Raw genomic sequence first — 20,829 nt, 5'->3', positions numbered from 1 at the left:
ATGTCCGGTCCAACCTGACGAATGATGGTTAATCCTTCGTTTCTTTTTCGCAATTTGGAAGGTTACACAAAGTTACATAAAGTCACCTGATCTAATGCATTTAATAGATCACGGGTTCTTGATCCCCGTCGGCGACTGGCATAGAGCTAGGCGATCCTAAATAAAAAAAGAATTATGTTCATGACCACCGTTCTGCGTGATCCGGTTTCCGAAGAAAATACAGACATGACGTCCCTGTGCCTCGTCTCCGCAGAGCGGACCCTGGAAACCGAAATTGCCGGCCTGAGTGCCGTTCGCGCAGCGCTGAAGAACGGACTTGCCATCCCGTTCCAGAAGACCTTCGATCTCATTCAAAAGAGCAAGGGACGCGTTGTCATCACCGGCATCGGCAAGAGTGGTCATATCGGCACCAAGATCGCAGCAAGCCTTGCGTCAACGGGAACGCCGTCTTTCTTCGTTCATGCCAGTGAAGCCAGTCACGGCGACCTGGGCATGATCACCGAAGACGACGTCGTGATCGCCCTGTCCTGGTCGGGTGAAACCCAGGAACTGGCAGGCATCGTCAGCTACACCCGTCGCTTCAAGGTGCCCTTGATCGCGATCACTTCGCGCAAGGACAGCACCCTCGGCCGTGCAGCTGATATCGTCATGAACCTGCCTGCTGTCACCGAGGCCTGCCCGCATGGCCTCGCCCCGACAACCTCCGCCCTCATTCAGCTGGCCGTCGGTGATGCACTCGCTGTGGCTCTTCTGGAAGGACGTGGGTTTACCGCGCAGGACTTCCGCGTGTTCCACCCGGGCGGCCGCCTGGGCGCCAGCCTGAAAACGGCCAAGGACATCATGCACACCGGCGAACGCATGCCGCTGGTGTCCGCAAACACCTCGATGAGCGAAGGCATCGTCCTGATGACCCAGCGCGGCTTCGGTGTGCTGGGTGTCGTCGACGAGCTGAAACAGTTGATCGGCATCATCACCGACGGTGACTTGCGCCGCCATGTTTCGTCAAATCTCCTGGCAAAATCCGCCGGTGAAATCATGACGCGTGCTCCAAAGACCGTTTCTCCGGACACATTGTCGGCTTCAATTCTTGAATTGGCCAACAGCCTGTCGATCACCTCCGTGTTCGTGATCGAGGACGGTCGCCCCGTCGGCATTGTCCATCTGCACGATCTTCTTCGCATCGGCGCAGCCTGATCTTTTACCGAAGCAGGCAATATTGCCTCACGGGGTCGAAAAAGTTTCTTTTCCGACCCGCAAGTGGCGCGTCATTAGGATTTGATTAGCCATAAGCCTCTTACACTGCCCCAAAGTTTCATCGGCTTGACGCCGCAGACCTTGGTGTGTGTACAGAATGGATCTGGCGACATTAATCGGCATTGTGGGTGCCTTTGGCATCGTGACGACCGCTATTTTTCTTGGTGGCAGTTTCGGTCAGTTTATTGACGTGCCGTCGGTCCTCATCGTGGTCGGCGGCGGTCTCGCCGCCACGCTGATCCGCTTCCAGCTTACCGACATCGCCACTGCTTTCGTTACAGGCTTCAAGGTTGCGCTTGCGGGCAAGAACGCAAGCCCTCGCGACCTGATTACCGAAATCAGCAACCTGGGTGAAATCGTCCGCAAGTCCGGCCCGCTTGGCCTGGAGAACGTGGACGTCTCCGATCCGGTCCTTGCCAAGGGTGTGCAATATATTGCGGACGGCTATGAGCTGGAATTCATCAAGGAATCGATGGAACGCGAGCGCGACCTGCAGCTTTCCCGGCTCGCGGAAGGCAAGCGCGTTTTCAAGGCACTTGGCGATTCCGCTCCCGCCTTCGGCATGATCGGGACGCTGGTCGGCCTGGTGCAGATGCTTGCCAACATGGACGACCCTGCGGCAATCGGCCCTTCCATGGCCGTCGCCCTTCTGACGACCCTTTACGGCGCGTTGATCTCCAACATCCTCTGTCTGCCTCTGGTGGACAAGCTGGATGCGAAATTCGACGTCGACGATCTCAACCAGACGCTGATCATCGACGGTGTTTGCCAGATCCGCGAATCCAAGAGCCCGGCCTTGATCAAGGAAATGCTGATTGCATACCTGCCGGACAAATTGCGCGCCGAACTGGCGGACGCGGCCTAGAGCAGGAAGCGTTCAGATGAACCCGGGCAGATTGTTCGCCAACCCTGGAAGCGATTGGTAAGGGCTAAATCGCAATCGATCGTACCAAGTCTGATCCGGAACTGACAAAAGAGCGACCACAGCGCGATGGCAAAGAAACAGAAACCTCAAGGCGGCGGCGGCGCACCGGACTGGCTGGTGACCTTTGCCGATCTGATGTCCCTGCTCGTCTGCTTCTTCGTTCTGATCATTTCCTTTTCCATTCAGGACAAGGAAAAGCTTCAGGTGGTCGCCGGGTCCATGCGCGAAGCCTTCGGTGTGAAAGACACGTCCCGCAAGACCGGTATCATCGAGGTCGAGGGCATTCCGATCCGCGACTACATGAAGGATATCAGCCAGGTCGAACAGGAGATGGATTCCGACTTCTCCCAGGTGCGCCATGAACAGCGGCGCAAACAGGGCCCGGAAGCCAACACCCACGACACGCTGGAAGCCGATATCGAAAAACCGCGGCAATTCGCGACGGCTGCCGCCTCGCTGCGCCAGGCCTGGCAGGAGATGCCGGAAATCACCGAGATTTCCAGCAACATCATTCTGGAAGAATCCGAGGACGGACTGAACATCATGCTCGTCGATCAGGACGGGCGCTCAATGTTCCGGGAAGGCTCGAAGTATCCTTACGAGACGACCCGCCGCCTGATCGCCAAGATGGCACCTGTGCTGTCGCAGATGCCAAATCGCATCGAGATTACAGGCCACACGACTGCCGGCCGCCAGTCCATAGATCCAAGCTATACCGGCTGGGAGCTATCCAGCGAACGCGCCAATGTCGCCCGGCAGATCCTGTCCGAATACGGCGTGCCGGACAATCAGTTCTATTCAGTGGTTGGCAAGGCCGACACCGAACCATTGTTCCCCAACGACCCCTACCTGGCGGCAAACCGCAGGATCGGCATTCTGCTCAAGGCTGAAGAACCGCCGCTGCCGGCAGGCCACAAACTTTAGTCCCGTACGGCAAGAGCCCCCTGCAAAGGAAACGCGTACGATGCCGGTGAGATCTAGCTGACCCGCGAGACCACCAGCCGCGCCCCGTCAATTGCCTCGACACGAACTTTCGTGCCAGCCGGCATGTCCGGTCCGGTAATGCGCCAGATCGTGTCATCGATGGACAGGTTTCCGGCACCCTCGTTCAAGGGCGCGGCAAGGGTGAATTCCCGGCCGACATAACGGCTGCCGCGCTGATTTAAGCCCGGATCACCCTTTTCCGACGCAAGCTTCTGCATCAGCCGGCGTCCGATCAGCAGGCTGACAAGTGACAGCACGAGGAACAGCCCAACATCCACCTGCCAGGCGAAATCGAACAACAGAGCCACGACACCGACGACAAGCGCCGACAGGCCAAACCAGAGAAAAATCGTGCCAGGCGCCAGGATCTCGAGTCCCAGCAGCAGAAGCCCCAGAACGAACCAGCTCCAGGGCCCGAGGGCCGCGATCGTGCTTTCAATCAGGCTCACCGGTTCTCGTCTCCCTGATCACTGCTTGTATTGGGAATGCGCGCGGACGACCGCTTGGAAGAGCCGTCTTCACCGAACGCTTCCTTGGCAATGGCGCCGATACCGCTCAAGGCCCCCAGCAGCGAAGTCGCTTCCATCGGGAGGATGAGCGTCTTCTGATTGCGCGAGGTCGCCAGTTCCTTGAAGGCTTCGACATATTTGTTGGCGACGAAGTAGTTGATCGCCTGAACGTCACCGGCGGCAATGGCCGCGCTCACCAGCTGCGTTGCCTTGGCTTCCGCTTCCGCCTCGCGTTCGCGGGCTTCCGCATCACGGAACGCGGATTCGCGGCGGCCTTCGGCCTCCAGGATAAGCGACTGCTTCTGGCCTTCGGCTTTCAGGATTTCCGACTGGCGCTTGCCCTCGGCCTCGAGAATGTAGGCACGCTTTTCACGCTCCGCCTTCATCTGGCGGGCCATGGCATCCACCAGATCGCGCGGCGGATTGATGTCCTTTATCTCTATACGGGTGATCTTGATGCCCCATGGCTCTGCAGCCGCATCGACGACGCGCAGGATCTGGGCATTGATTTCATCGCGGTTGGACAGAAGGTTGTCGAGATCCATCGACCCCATCACCGAGCGGATGTTGGTCATGGTCAGGTTCAAAATGGCGTTTTGAAGACCAAGCACTTCGTAGGCAGCACGCGCAGCATCGAGCACCTGGTAGAAGGTCACGCCGTCCGCGCTCACCGTCGCATTGTCGCGGGTGATCACTTCCTGGGTCGGAACATCCAGCACCTGCTCCATCATGTTGAGCTTGTGGCCGATCCTGTCGATGAACGGGATGATGAAGTTCAGACCCGGCGTCAGCGTCTTCCGGTACTTGCCAAAACGTTCGACCGTATAATTGTAGCCTTGCGGCACCGTCTTTACGCCGGCGAAAAAGACCAGAATGACCAGCACGACAAGGCCGATCAGGAAAATGTCAAATCCCGCGATTGGCATATACGTCTCCCGTAATTTTCTAAAATAGCACCGTCACTATGCGCCGAATACCAGAGCGTTTCCAGCGTATTTGCGGCGTTGAGCCGATACGGACACGCGTCCGCTAGCCCTGTTCGCACAAACACTTAAGGCGCTCGTGAAACAGTGCCGTGACTTATGGGCAGTATCGCGAAATTTTACGAGTATTTTCCACCAGCAAGGTTAAACGCCTGTGGATTTGCGGCTGGTCAAATCCAGCCGCCAAGTTCCCGCCGTACGATATGGGACAGCACGTCCATGCCAAGATCGCTGTCGTTCAGACAGGGGATATGGCTGAAATTCTCGCCGCCGCTCTCTTCGAAGATCTCCCCGGCCTCGCCGGCAATTTCCTCAAGCGTCTCGAGACAGTCTGCAACGAAACCCGGGTTCATCACCGCAACGTTTTTCACGCCGTCCTTGGCCAGCTGTTCGACGGTCTTGTCCGTGTAGGGCTGCAACCATTCTTCCGGACCGAACCGGGACTGGAAGGTCACGCGCAGTTTCTCGGCGTCCCAGCCCAGGACCTCGCGCATGAGACGGGTCGTCTTCATGCAGTGGCAATGATAGGGGTCGCCGCGTTTGAAATAGGATTGCGGAATGCCATGGTAGGAGGTCAGCACCACGTCCGGCTTGAAATCGAGGCTTTCCAGATGCCGCTCAACTGATTTTGCGAGGGCAGTCACATAGACCGGGTCGTCGTGATAGGGTGGCACGGTCCGGATCGCCGGTTGCCAGCGCATCTTCAAAAGTGTCTTGCAAACAACGTCACTGACGGTCGCCGTGGTGGTTGCCGAATACTGCGGATAAAGCGGGAAGATCAGGATCCGGTCGCAGCCCTCGTCCTTGAGCGCCTTCAACCTGTCCGGGATCGACGGCTGACCATAGCGCATCGCCCAGTCGATCTTCAGCTTGCCGTCCGCATCGCCCAGCATCTCGGACAGTTTGTCCGACTGGCTGCGCGTGATCGTGCGCAGAGGCGACTCGTCCTTTTCCTTGTTCCAGATCTCCTCATAAGCCTTGCCGGACTTTCCCGGCCGGGTCATCAAAACAATGCCATAGAGGATCGGATACCAAATTGCCCGGGGCCACTCGATAACGCGCTTGTCGGACAGGAATTCGCGCAGATACCGACGCATCGGCCAATAGTCTGTGCCGTCCGGTGTGCCCAGATTGACCAGAAGCACGCCCACCTTGCCGCTCTTGACCGAAGGATGGTCCTTCGGCAGGACGAGTTTTCTGAATGCGGCTTCCTGGTCGGCTGCGATCGGCGCGGTCGGTTGAACGGTCATCTGCGGGATTGGTCCTAAAACGATCTGTCTGTCTGACGCCATACATAGGCCAAGCACATGCCGAGGCCAATGCGGCATTTGTCATACGCAGATTTGAGCAGGCAGATCACCGAATTTCAGGCGGAAGTGCAACAACAAAAGACCTCAACCTGAGGAGAGCCGCCAGCTTCGTCCCGTCGGATGGGCAACCTGCTCCGGAGTATGCAGCCCATTCTTCGAAATAGCGGTTGCGCGCTTCCTCAGGATGACACTGAAACTTGCATTAACTCCGGAGGCATGCCTGCACGTTGTTCCGAGCCTCAACCGTACTCCCGTTCATCCGCAATCACCTTGCCGTCATTCGGCAAACCGCCCGGAGCAACGGTCAGGACGTCCCCCTTCAGATGGGTCACTTCACGCAGTGTTTCCGCAACCCGTTCCGGCAAGCCGTTGCCGGAGGCGTCGGTTTCCACGGTCAGTGTCATGGCATCGGCCTCGCCTATGCGGCTGACGGCAAGGCGGGCCTTGCTGATTTCCGGATGGGCGGCAACGATCTGCGCGATCTGCGCCGGGTCGACGAACATGCCTTTGACCTTGGTGCGCTGATCTGCCCGTCCCATCCAGCCGGCAAGCCGCATGTTGGTGCGTCCGCAGGGCGACTGTCCGGGAATGATCTTGGACAGATCGCCGGTTGCGAAGCGGATCAGCGGATAAAGGCTGTTGAAGTTGGTGACCACCAGTTCGCCGACCTCACCATCTGCCACCGGCTCGCCGGTGCCCGGGCGCACGATCTCCACGATGTAGTCCTCGTTGACGACCATGCCCTCCCTTGCCTCGCTTTCATAGGCGATGACGCCGAGGTCCGCTGTCGCGTAGCACTGTCCGACACGAATGCCGCCTGCCTCGTATTCTTCGCGCAGGGATGGAAACAGTGCACCACCCGAGACCAGGGCCTTCTTGATGGAGGAGACATCCCGGCCCTGGTCCCGGCCACGATCGAGGAGGATCTTCAGATAGTCCGGCGTGCCGACGAAACCGGACGGTTTGAGCACCTCGATCGCTTCGACCTGACTGTCCGTATTGCCAACGCCGGCGGGAAACACCGTGCATCCAAGTGCAATGGCACCTTGATCCAGAATGAAACCACCCGGTGTCAGGTGATAGGAAAACGCGTTGAGAACCACATCGCCCTTGCGGAAACCGGCTGCGAACAGGCTTCGCGCACCATTCCAGGGATCGAGTCCGGGTGCCTGCGGTTCCCAGATAGGTCCTGGCGACATGAAAACCCTTGCAGCACCGGAAAGTTCACCTGCCAGAAATCCGCCGAAGGGGGGCTGTGCCCGTTGCTTTTCCAGAAGGTCCGACTTGCGCAGAACCGGCAGTCCCGCGAGCGCTGTCCGGTCTGTAACGCCAGCAATATCGCATCCGTCCAGATGTGCGGCCCACCCGGAGGATTTGCCTGTCGCATGGACCAGAAGATCCGGCAATCGGGCAAAAAGATCCCGTTCGCGCTGAGCGGCGTCTTGCCGCTCGCGCGCGTCAAACTGAATGTCGCTCATGGTCGTCTCCGCCTGTTTCGGCCCTGTGTCTGAAACCCCGTCAGGCCAGCCAGCGCTTCCTTCGCTTATAATGTTTGACATTCCGGAACGACCGACGGCCCTCGCCGCCAACGCCCAGATAGAATTCCTTGACGTCCTCGTTCTCGCGCAACGCCTTTGCGTCGCCGTCGAGCACAATGCGGCCGGATTCCAGAATGTAGCCGTAGGTCGCGTATTTCAGCGCCACGTTGGTGTTCTGTTCGGCAAGCAGGAAGGACACGCCTTCCTTTTGGTTGAGCTGGCGGACGATCTCGAAGATTTCCTCCACAAGCTGAGGCGCCAGCCCCATGCTCGGTTCATCCAGCAGGATCATCTTCGGCCGGCTCATCAGGGCACGGCCGATAGCGCACATCTGCTGTTCGCCGCCGGAGGTGTAGCCCGCCTGACTGCCACGCCGCTCGCGCAGACGCGGAAAATAATTGTAGACCATCTCCAGGTCAGCCTTCACGGCGCTGTACCCGTCCTTGCGGGTGTAGGCGCCCGTGAGCAGGTTTTCCTCGATGGACAGGTGACCGAAACAATGCCGGCCCTCCATCACCTGGATGCATCCCCGGCGAACCAGATCGTTTGGCGACAGCGCCTGGACTTCTTCGCCATCGAAAAGGATCTTGCCCTTTGTCACTTCGCCACGTTCGGCACCAAGCAGGTTCGAAATCGCTTTCAGCGTGGTCGTCTTGCCCGCTCCATTCGCGCCGAGCAGCGCCACGATCCCGCCTTTGGGAATCGTCAGCGACACGCCCTTCAGCACCAGGATCACGTGGTCATAAATGACCTCGATATTGTTGACCGACAGGATTGTCCCGGCAGCATCCCGAGCGCCCTGCGAACCAGGCTGTTCTACATCCAGCAATGCCATTCCCTCTTCTCCCTGGTTGCTCCGCCGCACGTTTATGCGGCGCGGCGGAGCGGACTGCCTATCAGTTCGGGCAGGGTTCGGTGCGCGCCGGCCACGGCGCATTCTTTTCTGCGTATTCCGCAGCGGCTGCTTCCAGCAGCGGACGGACCACATCGGTCATCGGTTCGATCCAGTCAGAAGCCTGACGCCACTTCTTGCCGTCCCACTCCTGGATGAACACCGGATGGCTGCCGGCATGGTCATCGCAGGTCACTTTCATCGGATGAGCAAAGCCCTTCAGGCCGAGCTCAGCCAGACGAGCCTCGTCCAGGTTGAGAGCCTCGAGACCAAGACGCATGTCTTCGCCCGTGATGACCGTCCTGCCGGTCAGTTGCTGGGCGCTGCGAATACCTTCCGCGATGATGACCGAGTTCAGGACGCCACGGTTATAGAGCGTGCTTCCGATCGTCTCCGCATCGGTGGAGGACTTGCCTGTATCGATGACGTGTTTCTTGATGTCATCGAGAGCTGGGAAGTCGGCGCCGACACCGGAGAAGTTCAGTGCCTTGTAGCCCTTGGCACCTTCACCACCGGCAGCAGCATCGTCGTCACCCGCGGACCACCACACACCGATGAACTTGTCCATCGGGAAGCGGATCTTGACGGCTTCCTTGACGGCGGTCGGGTTCATCGCACCCCAGCCCCACATGATCATGTAGTCCGGACGGTCGCGGCGTACGTTGAGCCACTGTGAGGACTGGTTCTGCATTTCCGCACCCGGAACCGGGTACTGCAGCAGCTCGAAGCCGTATTTTTCGGCCAGCTGTTCCAAAAGCGGCAGGGGCTCGCGGCCGTAACCGGCGTCAAGGAAGATGTAACCGATCTTCTTGCCCTTGAGGTTTTCAAGACCGCCTTCCTGCTCACCGATGTACTTGATGACCACGGAAGCGCCGTCCCAGTAGGTGTCCGGCACGTTGAAGATCCACGGGAACGTGGAACCGACAGCGGCAGCCGACAGGCCGTAGCCCATCGAAAGAACCGGGATCTTGTCGACACCGGCCTTGGGGATTAGCTGAAGCGTGATACCGGTGGAATACGGATTGTAGACCAGCGCGCCCTTGCCCTTGGTGGCTTCGTAGCACTCGACGCCTTTCTGGGCGTTGTAGCCGGTTTCACACTCTTCCAGCGCCAGCTTGACGCCACCGATGCCGCCATCGCGCTCGTTCAGCATCTGCAGGTAGTCATGCATGCCGTTGGCGATATGGATGCCGGAGCCGGCGTAAGGCCCGGTCCGGTAAGTCAGGAGCGGCACATAGTTGGTATCTTGTGCCTGGACCGCGGTCGTCATGGCGCCGGAGAGACCGACCCCGAGCGCAACAGCGGTTCCCAGCGCAAATTGCTTAATGCTTTTCATATTCTCCTCCCACGCGGCATCGAAATGAATACCGCCGGACCGGTTGCGCCATTCCTCACCGGATCGGTCCATGTCCGGATGGCGGGCGAAAAGGCTGGCAGCCCCTAGTAAGGGAACGGCCAGACCCTGAGCTTCTGCTTCGCGATCTGCCAAAGCCGCGCAAAGCCGTGCGGTTCGACGATCAGGAAGAAAATGATGAGAGCGCCAACGATCATGAAGGTCGCGTGCTCCACGGTCTCCGCGGCCAGGTCGATGCCGAGGAGGCCGGGTACGAATTTCAGAACAACAGGCAGGATCCAGATGAAGGCGGCCCCCATGAAGGCTCCGCCGAGGCTGCCCAGGCCGCCCAGGATCACCATGAACAGCACCTGGAAGGACAACCGGATGGAGTAGGACGACGGCTCGGCGGCATTCAGCCAGAAGAAGACCATCATCGCACCGGCCACGCCGCAGATGTAGGACGACACGGCAAAGGCCATCAGCTTGGTCTGCAGCGGGCGAACGCCGATGAGTTCAGCCGCAATGTCCATGTCGCGGATCATCATCCAGGATCTGCCGATTCGGCCGCGCAGGACGTTCGCCATCAGGAAGGCGATCAGCACCGTGATACCGAGAACGATGAAGTAGCGTGCCAGCGGCGTTGCTTCCGCCCCCGTGGCGATGATGCCGAAGACTTCGCGGCGCGGCACTTCGATCGCGCCGGAGGCGTTGTAGTTGTAGAGCCACGGAATACGGATGAAGCACCATTCCAGGAAGAACTGCGCGGCGAGCGTCGTCACCGCCAGGTAAAGCCCCTTGATGCGCAGGCTCGGCAGTCCGAAGACCGCACCGATGGCAGCCGAGAACACGCCGGACACCAGAACCATCACGATGACATTGGCATCGGGAAAGATCGACGTCAGCTTGTAGGCGGCATAGGCACCGACCCCCATGAACGCACCGGTTCCCAGGGACAACTGTCCGCAGAACCCGGTCAGGATGTTCAGCCCGATCGCCGCCAGCGAAAACACCAGGAACGGGATCATGATGGAGGTCAGGAAGAAGTCGTTTGCAAGGGCCGGAATGACCGCAAACGCCGTGATCAGAATAACGGCCAGGCCGACGCGGTCCTGGAGGATCGGGAACAGCGCCTGATCCGCCTTGTAGCTCGTCTTGAATTGGCCAGCTTCGCGATAAAACATGGGTCAGATATCCCTAGATCCGCTCGATGATACGTTCGCCGAAGAGGCCTTGTGGCCGGAACAGAAGAAAGATCAGGGCGATGATATAGGCGAGCCAGGATTCAATCCCGCCCCCGACAAGACCACCCCAGTACAGTTCGCCGATCTTCTCGCCGAAGCCGATGATCAGGCCGCCGACAATGGCACCCGGGATCGACGTGAAGCCGCCGAGGATCAGCACCGGCAACGCCTTGAACGCTACGATTTCCAGCGCGAAGGACACGTCGGACCGCGCCCCCCACATGATACCGGTCGCCAGGGCCACGAGGCCTGCTGCGAACCAGACGATCGCCCAGATCTGGTTGAGAGAGATACCGACGGAAAGGGCAGCCTGGTGGTCGTCAGCAACGGCCCGCAAGGCCCGGCCGATCCGCGTCTTGTTGAAGAAGATGCCGAGCGCCGTCACCATCACCACCGCGATCACGGCTGCCGCAATATCGATATGCTGCAGGATCACGAGACCCCGGTCACCGAACTCGAACGCGGTCGAGCCGGTTGGCAGCCCCAGTTGCTCGGTGATCATCTGCTTGGGCTCGCCGCCGAAGACGAATTCACCGAAGCCGACCAGGAAATATGTCAGACCGATGGTCGCCATCAGAAGGATGATTTCCGGCTGGTTGACCAGGGGTCTCATGACCACCCGTTCCACTCCGTATGCCAGAACCCCCATCACGCCGATGGTCAGGATCAGTGCCAGATAGGCAGGCACACCGTTTTCGTTGAGGCCCACCAGCGTCAGGCCGGCGAACACCACCATGATGCCCTGGGCGAAGTTGAACACGCCGGAGGCCTTGAAGATCAGCACGAAACCCAGCGCGATCAGCGCATACAGAATTCCGGCGACGAAACCTTCCCACAGGACCTGCAGGAAGAAATCCGGCATCTGGTACATCTGTACGAAGGGATCGATAAAAATGTCGTAGAGCATGGTTCGTCCCTCCTAGTGGCTCACACCGAGATAAGCGTCGATAACGGCCTGGCTGGCCTGCACTTCCTCCGGTGGCCCGTCGGCGATCTTCTTGCCGTAGTCGAGCACGACCACCCGGTCGGAGAGATCCATGACGACACCCATGTCATGTTCGATCAGGGCGATCGTCGTGCCGAATTCCTGGTTCACGTCGATGATGAACCGGCTCATGTCTTCTTTTTCTTCAAGGTTCATACCGGCCATCGGCTCGTCGAGCAGCAACAGGTCCGGCTCCATCGCCAGCGCGCGGCCAAGCTCGACCCGCTTTTGCAGCCCGTAGGGCAAGCGCCCGACAGGTGTCTTGCGGATTGCCTGAATTTCAAGGAAATCGATGATGTCCTCGACCTTGCGCCGATGTTCGATTTCCTCGCGCTCCGCCGGGCCGCGCCACAGAAGTTGCCAGAAGAAGTTCTTGTGCATCTTCAGGGTTCTGCCGGACATGATGTTGTCCAGCGTGGTCATGCCCTTGAACAGCGCCACGTTCTGGAAGGTCCGGGCAATCCCCTGGCTGGCAGCCTCGTAAGGCTTCATCTTGCGGCGCACCTGACCCTGCCAGGTGATCGTGCCTTCCTGCGGATGATAAAATCCGTTGATGACGTTGAGCATCGACGTCTTGCCGGCCCCGTTCGGACCGATGATCGCGCGGATCTCGCCCTTCTGGATGTCGAACGAAATGTCGGTGATCGCCTTCACGCCGCCGAAGGACAGCGACACGTTATCGACCCGCAGCAGCACCTCGCGCTCTGCCGGTTCCTGCGCACCATTTGGCGACAGTGTCTTGTCGGAAACGATCGCGTTCATTCGGCGGCCTCCTGTACGCCCGCTCCGGCGTCATGGGTGGACATGTCGCGGATCTCGACGGTGGCTTCGATTGCGCCCTTGCGGCCGTCTTCAAAGGTTACTTCCGTACGCACATGCTTGGAGGTGGATCCGTCGTAAAGCGCGTCGATGAGTGGACCATAGCGTTCGGCGATGAAGCTCCGGCGAACCTTCTGCGTGCGGGTGAGCTCGCCGTCATCCGCGTCCAGTTCCTTGTGCAGGATCAGGAACCGCTTGATCTGCGCACCCGCCATCATCGGTTCGCGGGCAAGGTCCCGGTTCACCTGATCGACATGGCTTTCGATCATGCCGTAGACATCTGGATGCGCGGCAAGTTCCTGGTAGGAGGCATAGTTGACGTTGTTGCGTTCCGCCCAAGAGCCGACCGCGGTCAGATCGATGTTGATGAAAACCCCCACCATGTCCTTCTCGTGACCGAAGGCGACCGCCTCCTTGATGTTCGGGAAGAACTTCAGCTTGTTCTCGATGTATTTCGGCGCGAACAGTGCCCCGTCATTGAGCTTGCCCACATCCTTGGCGCGGTCGATGATCTTCAGGTGGCCGTTCTCGGCAATGATGCCGGCATCACCCGTATGCACCCAGCCGTCCGGCGTCTTGGTGCTGGCGGTAGCCTCGTCATTCTTGAAATAGCCGACGAAGACACCCGGCGAGCGGTACATCACTTCACCGCTGTCGGCGATCTTGAGCTCGACATCGGGAGCAGGTTTGCCGACCGTATCGCCGTAGATCTCGCCATCCGGCTGCAGCGTTATGTAGACGCTGGCTTCGGTCTGGCCGTAGAGCTGCTTGAGGTTGAGGCCGAGCGAGCGGAAGAAGCGGAAGATCTCTGGCCCGATGGCTTCACCGGCCGTGTAGCCGACTTTCATTCGGGTGAGACCCATGCGGTTCTTGAGAGGTCCGTAGACGCAGAACTCGCCGAGGGCGTAAAGCATCCGGTCCTTCAGGCCGACCGTTTCGCCATTCAGGATCTTCTCGCCCACGTTGCGGGCGACTTCCATGAAATAGTCGAAGATTGCACGCTTGGTTTTCCCCGCATCTTCCATGCGCACCATGATGCGGGTCAGCATGTTCTCGAAAACGCGCGGCGGTGCGAAGAAATAGGTCGGCGCGATTTCAAGCCGGTCCACGTCGATCGTGTCCATGCTTTCCGGACAGTTGACGCAATAGGCCGCCGTGAAAGCCTGCGCCAGGGAGAACACGTGGTCGCCGATCCAGGCCATCGGCAGGTAGGCGAGCACTTCTTCGGTCTCGTCCAGATGATCGAACTTGTTGCCGTTGCGCGCCGAAATGACCAGATTGTCGAAGGACAGCATCACGCCCTTCGGTCTCCCGGTGGTGCCGGAGGTATACAGCATCACCGCAATGTCAGAGCCCTTGGCGTCGCGGAATCCGGCTTCCCACTCGGCTGCCAGGGACGGCGTTGCCGCTAGCAGCTCGCGTCCCTTTTCCTGTACCGAGGAATAGCCATGCAGGTGGGTATGATCGTAGTCGCGCAGGCCGCGCACTTCATCATAGATGATCTCGGTGAGCGACTTTACCTCGTCCGCCATCGACAGGAGCTTGTCGACCTGCTCCTGATCCTCGACCACCGCGAAGGTGACTTCGGCATGGCCGAGCACGAAGGCCATTTCCTCGGCGACACTGTCCGAATAGACGGGCACCGGAACGGCCCCGAGTGCCTGGGCGGCAACCATCGCCCAATAGAGCCTTGGACGGTTTGCACCGACGATGGCGATCTTGTCTCCAGCCTTCAGGCCCAGAGATTTCAAACCGATGGAGAATGCGCGGATTTCTTCACACACCTCGGACCAGGTCCAGCTTTGCCAGATCCCGAAATCCTTTTCCCGGAACGCCGTCCGGTCTCCGAAGACTTGCGCGTTGCGCATGAGAATCTTCGGAAAGGTGTCCTCCCCGCGCGATGCAGCGCTGGCCGACCCTACCATAGATGTTTCTTCCCTTTAGAAGGCGCCCCGGTTTTCCAGGGTCGTTTCCTGTGGGGCTATGAAACGCCGTGCCGACCGAACCTTCAACCGGTAAATTGTTAAAGGCGAAGAAGGACGCTGTCCCAACCCGTTGAAAATCAGGCTAGGACGGCGGATTTTCAGCAATATGTTTCAATCGTGTCGAATTGTTTCATTTGCGCTGCATGTGCGAATGACTGATGCCTAGACCAGCTCAACTGCACTCTTGCGAACCACCAGCCAGGGCTCCAGTTGAACGCTGCCGTTGTCCGGCTTTGCACCACCCAGCAGGTTGAGCAACAGTTTCGCAGCCTGCTCGCCAACTGCCCGGCGAGGCTGGTGGATTGTTGTCAGTGGCGGCACGAAATGGCCGGCAATGTCGATGTCGTCAAACCCCACAACCGAAACATCTTGCGGCACACGGATGCCGGCTTCGCTCAGGAATGAAATGAAGCCGAAGGCCGACCGGTCGCTGGCACAAAAGACGGCGGTCGGACGGTTCGGCAGGTCCAGCCATGCCTTTGCGGCCCTGACGCCGGCTTCCAGCGTGTAGTCCCCCTCGAAGATCCAGGCACTGGCCGGATCGAGACCCGCACCGCCCAACGTGGCCCGGAATCCGTCGAGCCGGTCCCGTCCCGGCTTGTGCGACAGGAGGCCCGTTACGTGGCCGATATTCGAGTGCTTCAGTTCGAGGAGGTGCGACACTGCCAGATCCGCCCCCATCAGATTGTCGACAACGGCAATTGGCACCGCCGGATCGTCGCTCCATTCGCCGGCCAGCACGATGGGCGGGGACTTGGGATTGGAAGATCTGATTCGGGAAATCGAGAAATGCCCGTCCAGGATAACGATCCCGTCGCAATTGTTCTTGCTGAAATAGTCACTCAGGCTCGAATGCGACATGGACGGCTTGCGCGTGTCGGCAATCAGCACTTTCAGCTGTCTTTCCGCGCAGACCGTCTCAATGCCCTGGAGAATGTTCGAAAAGTGGGAATTGCCGATGTCCGGAACGAGCGCAACGATCGTTCCCGTGTCCCGGCGGCGAAGATTGCGCGCGGCATGATTGAGGACGTAGCCGGTCTTTTCGACCGCTTCCGACACGCGGCGCCGGGTTTCCGCGGATACCCTGTCGGGTGTCGTCAACACGCGGCTGACAGTTGCCGTCGACACATTGGCAGCGCGGGCGACGTCCTGAACCGTCGGATTTTTCTTTTTGTATTCAGACTTTGGCATTCCGCGAATGTTAGCCGAGAACATTCTGGCGTCGCACGTCTTTTCAATTGGAGAGGCAAAGAATTTTCAGTCGCACCGGCTCGGTGTTGCCGCGGAAACCACAGCACAGCAGACACGGCGCTTTTCCTCTTGGCGACTGCGGGTGCCCTAAAACGGGGGAGGCCCGGCAGTTTGGAGTCTGCCGGGCCGATTGACTGACTGGAGGTCATTTTTAGTCAGTCAGAGTCTAACCGTAAGATTAGAAGGTGCGCTGCATACGAACACCGAAGAGGAGTTCGTCCTGGTCACCCTGGGTGTCGATGTCGGTGTTTGCATAACCAACGTCTGCACCCATGACGAAGCCGGAGACCGGCTCCCACTGAACCGAACCGTCGATTGCGTAACGGGTTACGTCGTTCAGGCCAGTTGCGGCATCGATGTCGGCATAGGAACCGTCAAGCGCGAGGCCGATCGTGGAAGTTGCCTGGATGTAGGCACCAGCAGACAGCGAGTAACCGGTGGAGGTGTCGTCGCCGTTGTAGTCGGCTACGCCGTCATACGTGGTGATGTAGGACAGTGCGCCATCAGCGTAGAAGCCCTGGAAGAAGATGTTCGAACCGGAGTTGAGCATCGGCAGGTTGATGGCAGCACCACCACCGACTGCCCAACCCAGGGAGTCTTCACCACCATTGTTGGTGCGGTTGGCAGCTGCATCCGGGTAAACCTGGTGCAGAGCACCGGACAGCTGTGCAGAACCCCAGCCCTGGGAAACGCCGAGAGCGGCAACGAAGTCCGGAGCACGGGTCCCGCCGTAATCACCATATTCACGATCGGAACGGTCTTCCAGAGCGATGGTCGCGGAGAAGCCGTTGCCGAAAGCAGCGGTGTAGGCAATCTGGTTGGACGTTACGTCGGACCAGTCACGATCCACGACACCGACAAAGGCCTGACCGGTGAAGATGTCGAAGTTCGAGGTCAGACGACCAGCTGTCAGACCGCCCCACTGGATGTAGGCGTTTTCCAGCGTGGTGCTGTTTTCGCCGTTGGTCACGGTGGAGTAGATGGACACGTAGGTGCGCAGGGTACCGAATTCGGTAGCCGTGCGAGCGTCCAGGTACAGGTAGCCGCGAGACAGCCAGGAGTAGCCGTCGGAATCACGGTCACTGAAGGCACCGTCTTCCAGAACGTTGTTGACGACAACCTGGGTACGAACACGGCCGCCAACGCGGAGGCAGGTTTCTGTGCCCGGGATGTAGTAGAAGCGCGCGCCGTATGCGTCACAAACGCGAACATAGTCGACCGGCTCCGGAGCGACCGGAAGGTCAGCCGCCTGGGCGGTGGTTGCAGCAGCAGCTGCGGCCGCGCCGAGCATCAAACTCTTGAGTTTCATTACATTACTCCAGTTTCAAATTCAGTCGGAAGGCTGAAGGAACGGATTCGAATACTTTAACGCGACCCCTTCAAACTAACCTTTAGACTACCAACAACAAGCGTTTACTTGCACCCCGTTGGCCGTCTCCGCATCAAAAAGCCAGTTCCGACGCCGGAATTCAAGCCAGAATTTTTCTCTGGCGCACATTGGCATTTGGAGTCATATTTTTGCAACACATTGATAATCCAACATTTTTTACAATTTCTCACTTTTTCATTTTTGCCCTTGAACTCCCGAAACCGCATCCCCATATCCCCCGCCCTTGCACTACTTTAAATACTTTGTGTTTATTTATGCTGTTTTTCTTACATTTGCTTTTGCTGCAGATGCGAACTTCATGACTACACTGTTCAGTTTACAGTTTTGAAAAGCAAGTTTTTCTATAGAGAAGAAATCGCATTTTCGATTTTGTCTATTTTTCCTGCAGATTTCAGCGGTTTTTGGAACAACCAGAATTTTTAGTCCAGTATTTCTTGAGAACTACAGTTGAGATTGCGCCAATGGAAAACTCTCCGGTTTCCGAAATCGGCCAAATTTCCTCATACATTTTTTTATTTGATAAAAACGTGATCGCTACTTGAAAAGCGAAGTCGTAAAACAAATCTATTTGGCACGGTTTGCCTGCGCGCCCGGCACCGCCCCGCCCACGGCCCTCTCCAGTCCCCAATTTCGGAAAAGGAACTCCCATGGCTGAACCAGAAGAAGGCGAGAGCTTCGATTCGCCGAACCTGATGGCGCTCACCGCGGGAATTGTTTCCAACTACGTGACGAACAACCCGGTCCCGCAGCAGGATCTGATCGAGTTGATTCTGGATGTCCACGTTGCCCTGGAAACCGCGACCAACAACACCCCGACCGTATTCCGGGCTCCCCTCGTGCCGGCTGTGCCTATAAAGCACTCGGTTACTCCGGAGTTCATCGTCTGTCTCGAGGACGGCAAGAAATTCAAGTTTCTGACACGCCACCTTAAGACGAAGTTCAACCTGACCCCCGCCGAGTATCGGCGCAAATGGGGCCTGAGCGCGGATTACCCGATGGTTGCACCCAACTACGCGCAAAAACGGGCCGAAATGGCCAAGGCCGCAAAACTGGGGCATCGGAAACGCTAACCCGGTTTTGAAGACCGACAGCGCAGTGCTATATTCCAGGTATGGACTTCAGGCAGATGAAACTCAGCCCGCAGGCGCGCAAGGCGATCATGAGAAACGATCCCTCGGCGCAAATGAAGGCGATGGTCGAACTTGCACCGGGCAAGACCCCGGACGACCTGGCTATGCGCACCACCAGCGCGGGCACTCCTGAATTATTGTCCTGGAGCCCTCAAAGCCACCTGATGACGTTGCTCGTCACCACAGAAAACCTCAACTCGCTCGCTGAGGATACCGCTGTCACCTATATCCAGGTCGGCGGTGCGATGCGGCGCTAACGACGCCGCATCCTGTTTTTCACATCAAAAAGCTCAAATCACTGCATCGGTGCGCCCCGGCTGATCGGGATCGCGCAGCAGCCGCAGGGCACGCGCCGCGTTCACCCGGCCAAAGCCCCAGGCAACATCGAACCCCGGTATGCCGTCCGGATTGTCCGACGTCGCCATCAGGATGTTTGCGATCTGGGGCGCCGACAAGGAGCGCGCTTCCTGAAACAGCAAGGCAACAATACCGGCAACATGCGGGGCAGCCATGCTGGTGCCGGATTTCAACACACGCATCGGGTGGACTCCGCCGTTGCCGTTGTTCCGTCCGCCTTGCGCGCAGGACGCAACAATATTTGTTCCAGGGGCGGCAACCTCTGGCTTGTTCCGATTGTCGCGTGTGGGCCCGCGGCTGGAGGAAGCCGCCGGCGAAAGTGAATAGTGGCTGTAATTGGCAACCGCAATTGCCCTGCGTGTTGTTGCCGGAGTGCCGAGCGTGCGGACAGGGTCGAAATCGCCTCCCTGGAAGAAAGACTGATCGGCATAATTGTTGTCCCGGTCACGCAGATCACGCTCGATCCAGGCGTCGAACCGGCCGTTTTCTCCTTCCAGTGCCTCCAGTTTCAAGGTCCAGACACCGGACCTCAGCATCCCGAGCCCGAATGGCGCTTCCAGTTGCATGTAGATCCGCGCTTGTCCGTTCAAGCTCGAAAAGCGCTCCGAATCGATAAAGACCTCGTCCTGCAGCAGGGATTTACCAGGGGTCACCGGTCCGTACTGTGTTCCATCCGGTGCAGTCAGTGTCACGGCAAACCTGTCGACACTCGAATACCAGATCTCCAGCTCGCTCGACGTCCTGTCCGTTCCGGTCTGGGTGATGGTGCCATCGGGCAAAGGCATGCCACCACCCGTTTTCCAGCGCAGTTCCCGGCTTTCGCCCGTCTTGATGTTTCCGGCGGCATGCCCATGCCAGACATGTTCATTTCCCGCCGCGCTCACGAACGCCCGCCCCAGAGGCTCCAGCAGACGGTCGATCGCCCTTTCGACAAGGCTCTCCCCATCATGGCTACCGCCATTCTGCCCGAGGCTCATGTTGATGACACAGGGCATGTCGAGCGCATCCGCCTTGTTCATGATGTAGGCAACTGCATCGACCACGTGGCTGGAATCGGTAAATGTGCCGGACCCGTCGCGCGTATCCGGCTGAACAAAGATCAACGTGGCTTCGGGCGCTGCTCCAAGATGCGCTCCTTCTGCGAAGTCGGAATCGTGCGATCTGCCATTGCCTGCCGCGATTCCCGCAACATGTGTGCCATGCGAAGCCGGATCCGGCCTGTGCCGGACAACACTGAACGGATCAGACGCATTCAGCGCCTGGTCAATCTGGTCGGCCCCATATTCCACGCCATAGGCGAAATCATCCGGCGCGCTCTCGCCCGGACGGGCGTCGAGGCGCTGGTCCCAGAGAAAGGCCAGCCTTGTGGTGCCGTCCGCCTTGCGGAAATCGTCGAGCGTGAAATCCATTCCGTAATCGATGATGCCCACCAGAACACCGGCCCCTGTTCGGCCCGGGACGCCGGTACTGCCCTGATGGACCGTATTCGCCCTGGTTTCGGCAAGGGAAGTTTCGAGCATCGGAAACCAGCGCCGTCCGGCTTCGACGGTTTCCACCGACGGATGCGCATGCAGCTCCACCAGCCTGTTCATCGGAAGCGAGACGGAATAGATCTTCCCGGCCACATGTACCCAATGAAAGTCAGCAAAGGCCGCGGGCGGTTGATCCGCCTGCAGTTCGACCAGAACGCGCCGGACCTCTCCAAGCGGCGGCGACCCGGCAGAAGTGCTCTCCAGGGACGCGGGAGCGGACGGAAAGGTGTCGAGGGCGGTTTCGTCGTCAAATGATTTCAGTTCTGCCTCGGCCGCATACCGGCGCAGCCTCGGATCAAGTTTCTTTAATTGCATGGATCCCTCCATCGCAGGAAAAACAAAGTCAAAAATACTTGGCCAGCATATCATGAAAGGCGAAGTTTTTCGGCCTGCACGTGACCCCCGTCG

At 58.7% G+C, this 20,829-nt stretch carries 18 protein-coding genes; 5 read left to right on the top strand and 13 right to left on the bottom strand.

Features of this window, described 5'->3' with window-relative positions:
* Positions 1-180: 180 nt before the first annotated feature.
* From J7447_RS25950 to J7447_RS25940, 3 genes are all read left to right on the top strand, one after another.
* Positions 181-1,194: a KpsF/GutQ family sugar-phosphate isomerase gene (locus J7447_RS25950; RefSeq protein WP_023003569.1), complete on the top strand. Its 1,014-nt coding sequence runs from the start codon at positions 181-183 to the stop codon at positions 1,192-1,194.
* A gap of 157 nt (positions 1,195-1,351) precedes the next feature.
* Entirely contained in the window at positions 1,352-2,119 is a 768-nt protein-coding gene (locus tag J7447_RS25945) for a MotA/TolQ/ExbB proton channel family protein (RefSeq protein ID WP_023003571.1), read from the top strand.
* Positions 2,120-2,245: 126 nt separating this feature from the next.
* A complete protein-coding gene (locus tag J7447_RS25940) occupies positions 2,246-3,103 on the top strand; it encodes a flagellar motor protein MotB (protein ID WP_023003573.1) in 858 nt (285 codons plus the stop codon).
* 53 nt (positions 3,104-3,156) lie between these two features.
* Here the strand turns inward: J7447_RS25940 and J7447_RS25935 are convergent, their stop codons facing one another.
* From J7447_RS25935 to J7447_RS25880, 12 genes are all read right to left on the bottom strand, one after another.
* On the bottom strand, positions 3,157-3,612 hold the full coding sequence (locus J7447_RS25935) for an NfeD family protein (RefSeq protein ID WP_077291733.1): 456 nt from the start codon (positions 3,610-3,612) through the stop codon (positions 3,157-3,159).
* Positions 3,609-4,598 (bottom strand): SPFH domain-containing protein, encoded by a 990-nt coding sequence (locus J7447_RS25930; RefSeq protein WP_209171414.1) that lies wholly within the window; start codon positions 4,596-4,598, stop codon positions 3,609-3,611. The genes J7447_RS25935 and J7447_RS25930 overlap by 4 nt, the downstream gene beginning before the upstream one ends.
* Positions 4,599-4,825: 227 nt before the next feature.
* On the bottom strand, positions 4,826-5,905 hold the full coding sequence (hemH, locus tag J7447_RS25925) for a ferrochelatase (protein WP_209171413.1): 1,080 nt from the start codon (positions 5,903-5,905) through the stop codon (positions 4,826-4,828).
* A 299-nt stretch (positions 5,906-6,204) separates the two neighbouring features.
* Complete coding sequence (locus J7447_RS25920; protein WP_077291732.1) at positions 6,205-7,443, bottom strand: AMP-binding protein; 1,239 nt, start codon at positions 7,441-7,443, stop codon at positions 6,205-6,207.
* A 40-nt stretch (positions 7,444-7,483) separates the two neighbouring features.
* Positions 7,484-8,338 carry an ABC transporter ATP-binding protein gene (locus J7447_RS25915; RefSeq protein ID WP_023003584.1) on the bottom strand — a complete coding sequence of 285 codons (855 nt, stop codon included), beginning with the start codon at positions 8,336-8,338 and terminating at the stop codon, positions 7,484-7,486.
* A 61-nt stretch (positions 8,339-8,399) separates the two neighbouring features.
* Positions 8,400-9,731 (bottom strand): ABC transporter substrate-binding protein, encoded by a 1,332-nt coding sequence (locus tag J7447_RS25910; protein ID WP_209171412.1) that lies wholly within the window; start codon positions 9,729-9,731, stop codon positions 8,400-8,402.
* Between the two features lie 104 nt (positions 9,732-9,835).
* Positions 9,836-10,912 (bottom strand): branched-chain amino acid ABC transporter permease, encoded by a 1,077-nt coding sequence (locus tag J7447_RS25905; RefSeq protein WP_023003588.1) that lies wholly within the window; start codon positions 10,910-10,912, stop codon positions 9,836-9,838.
* A 13-nt stretch (positions 10,913-10,925) separates the two neighbouring features.
* Positions 10,926-11,879, bottom strand: coding sequence for a branched-chain amino acid ABC transporter permease (locus tag J7447_RS25900; RefSeq protein ID WP_023003590.1), 954 nt, complete (start codon positions 11,877-11,879; stop codon positions 10,926-10,928).
* A 12-nt stretch (positions 11,880-11,891) separates the two neighbouring features.
* On the bottom strand, positions 11,892-12,719 hold the full coding sequence (locus J7447_RS25895; RefSeq protein ID WP_023003592.1) for an ABC transporter ATP-binding protein: 828 nt from the start codon (positions 12,717-12,719) through the stop codon (positions 11,892-11,894).
* On the bottom strand, positions 12,716-14,644 hold the full coding sequence (locus tag J7447_RS25890; protein WP_286189604.1) for an AMP-binding protein: 1,929 nt from the start codon (positions 14,642-14,644) through the stop codon (positions 12,716-12,718). Before J7447_RS25890 ends, J7447_RS25895 begins: the two co-directional genes overlap by 4 nt.
* A 279-nt stretch (positions 14,645-14,923) precedes the next feature.
* Positions 14,924-15,952, bottom strand: coding sequence for a LacI family DNA-binding transcriptional regulator (locus tag J7447_RS25885; protein ID WP_023003596.1), 1,029 nt, complete (start codon positions 15,950-15,952; stop codon positions 14,924-14,926).
* A 238-nt stretch (positions 15,953-16,190) separates the two neighbouring features.
* Positions 16,191-17,321, bottom strand: coding sequence for a porin (locus tag J7447_RS25880; RefSeq protein ID WP_023003600.1), 1,131 nt, complete (start codon positions 17,319-17,321; stop codon positions 16,191-16,193).
* A gap of 728 nt (positions 17,322-18,049) precedes the next feature.
* On the opposite strand from J7447_RS25880, the gene J7447_RS25875 reads away from it, so the two are divergent.
* Together J7447_RS25875 and J7447_RS25870 are read left to right on the top strand one after the other, a co-directional pair.
* A complete protein-coding gene (locus tag J7447_RS25875) occupies positions 18,050-18,472 on the top strand; it encodes a MucR family transcriptional regulator (RefSeq protein ID WP_023003602.1) in 423 nt (140 codons plus the stop codon).
* 56 nt (positions 18,473-18,528) lie between these two features.
* A complete protein-coding gene (locus J7447_RS25870; RefSeq protein ID WP_209171410.1) occupies positions 18,529-18,789 on the top strand; it encodes a hypothetical protein in 261 nt (86 codons plus the stop codon).
* Positions 18,790-18,822: 33 nt separating this feature from the next.
* Here the strand turns inward: J7447_RS25870 and J7447_RS25865 are convergent, their stop codons facing one another.
* A complete protein-coding gene (locus J7447_RS25865; protein ID WP_208993453.1) occupies positions 18,823-20,736 on the bottom strand; it encodes a S8 family peptidase in 1,914 nt (637 codons plus the stop codon).
* Between the last annotated feature and the right edge of the window lie 93 nt (positions 20,737-20,829).

The organism is Labrenzia sp. R5_0, from assembly GCF_017743835.1.
Classification (GTDB): domain Bacteria; phylum Pseudomonadota; class Alphaproteobacteria; order Rhizobiales; family Stappiaceae; genus Roseibium; species Roseibium algicola.
The sequence above is the reverse complement of the archived record's forward strand: the minus strand, read 5'-3'. Positions and strand labels throughout refer to the sequence as shown.

Bases quoted from the DNA above. Each gene is read 5' to 3' on its own strand.
- J7447_RS25930 (WP_209171414.1), bottom strand. From the start codon at position 4,598: ATGCCAATCGCGGGATTTGACATTTTCCTGATCGGCCTTGTCGTGCTG.
- J7447_RS25900 (WP_023003590.1), bottom strand. From the start codon at position 11,879: ATGCTCTACGACATTTTTATCGATCCCTTCGTACAGATGTACCAGATG.
- J7447_RS25880 (WP_023003600.1), bottom strand. From the start codon at position 17,321: ATGAAACTCAAGAGTTTGATGCTCGGCGCGGCCGCAGCTGCTGCTGCA.
- J7447_RS25895 (WP_023003592.1), bottom strand. From the start codon at position 12,719: ATGAACGCGATCGTTTCCGACAAGACACTGTCGCCAAATGGTGCGCAG.
- hemH (WP_209171413.1), bottom strand. From the start codon at position 5,905: ATGACCGTTCAACCGACCGCGCCGATCGCAGCCGACCAGGAAGCCGCA.
- J7447_RS25910 (WP_209171412.1), bottom strand. From the start codon at position 9,731: ATGAAAAGCATTAAGCAATTTGCGCTGGGAACCGCTGTTGCGCTCGGG.
- J7447_RS25915 (WP_023003584.1), bottom strand. From the start codon at position 8,338: ATGGCATTGCTGGATGTAGAACAGCCTGGTTCGCAGGGCGCTCGGGAT.
- J7447_RS25940 (WP_023003573.1), top strand. From the start codon at position 2,246: ATGGCAAAGAAACAGAAACCTCAAGGCGGCGGCGGCGCACCGGACTGG.
- J7447_RS25945 (WP_023003571.1), top strand. From the start codon at position 1,352: ATGGATCTGGCGACATTAATCGGCATTGTGGGTGCCTTTGGCATCGTG.
- J7447_RS25870 (WP_209171410.1), top strand. From the start codon at position 18,529: ATGAAACTCAGCCCGCAGGCGCGCAAGGCGATCATGAGAAACGATCCC.
- J7447_RS25875 (WP_023003602.1), top strand. From the start codon at position 18,050: ATGGCTGAACCAGAAGAAGGCGAGAGCTTCGATTCGCCGAACCTGATG.
- J7447_RS25920 (WP_077291732.1), bottom strand. From the start codon at position 7,443: ATGAGCGACATTCAGTTTGACGCGCGCGAGCGGCAAGACGCCGCTCAG.
- J7447_RS25950 (WP_023003569.1), top strand. From the start codon at position 181: ATGACCACCGTTCTGCGTGATCCGGTTTCCGAAGAAAATACAGACATG.
- J7447_RS25885 (WP_023003596.1), bottom strand. From the start codon at position 15,952: ATGCCAAAGTCTGAATACAAAAAGAAAAATCCGACGGTTCAGGACGTC.
- J7447_RS25905 (WP_023003588.1), bottom strand. From the start codon at position 10,912: ATGTTTTATCGCGAAGCTGGCCAATTCAAGACGAGCTACAAGGCGGAT.
- J7447_RS25865 (WP_208993453.1), bottom strand. From the start codon at position 20,736: ATGCAATTAAAGAAACTTGATCCGAGGCTGCGCCGGTATGCGGCCGAG.
- J7447_RS25890 (WP_286189604.1), bottom strand. From the start codon at position 14,644: ATGCGCAACGCGCAAGTCTTCGGAGACCGGACGGCGTTCCGGGAAAAG.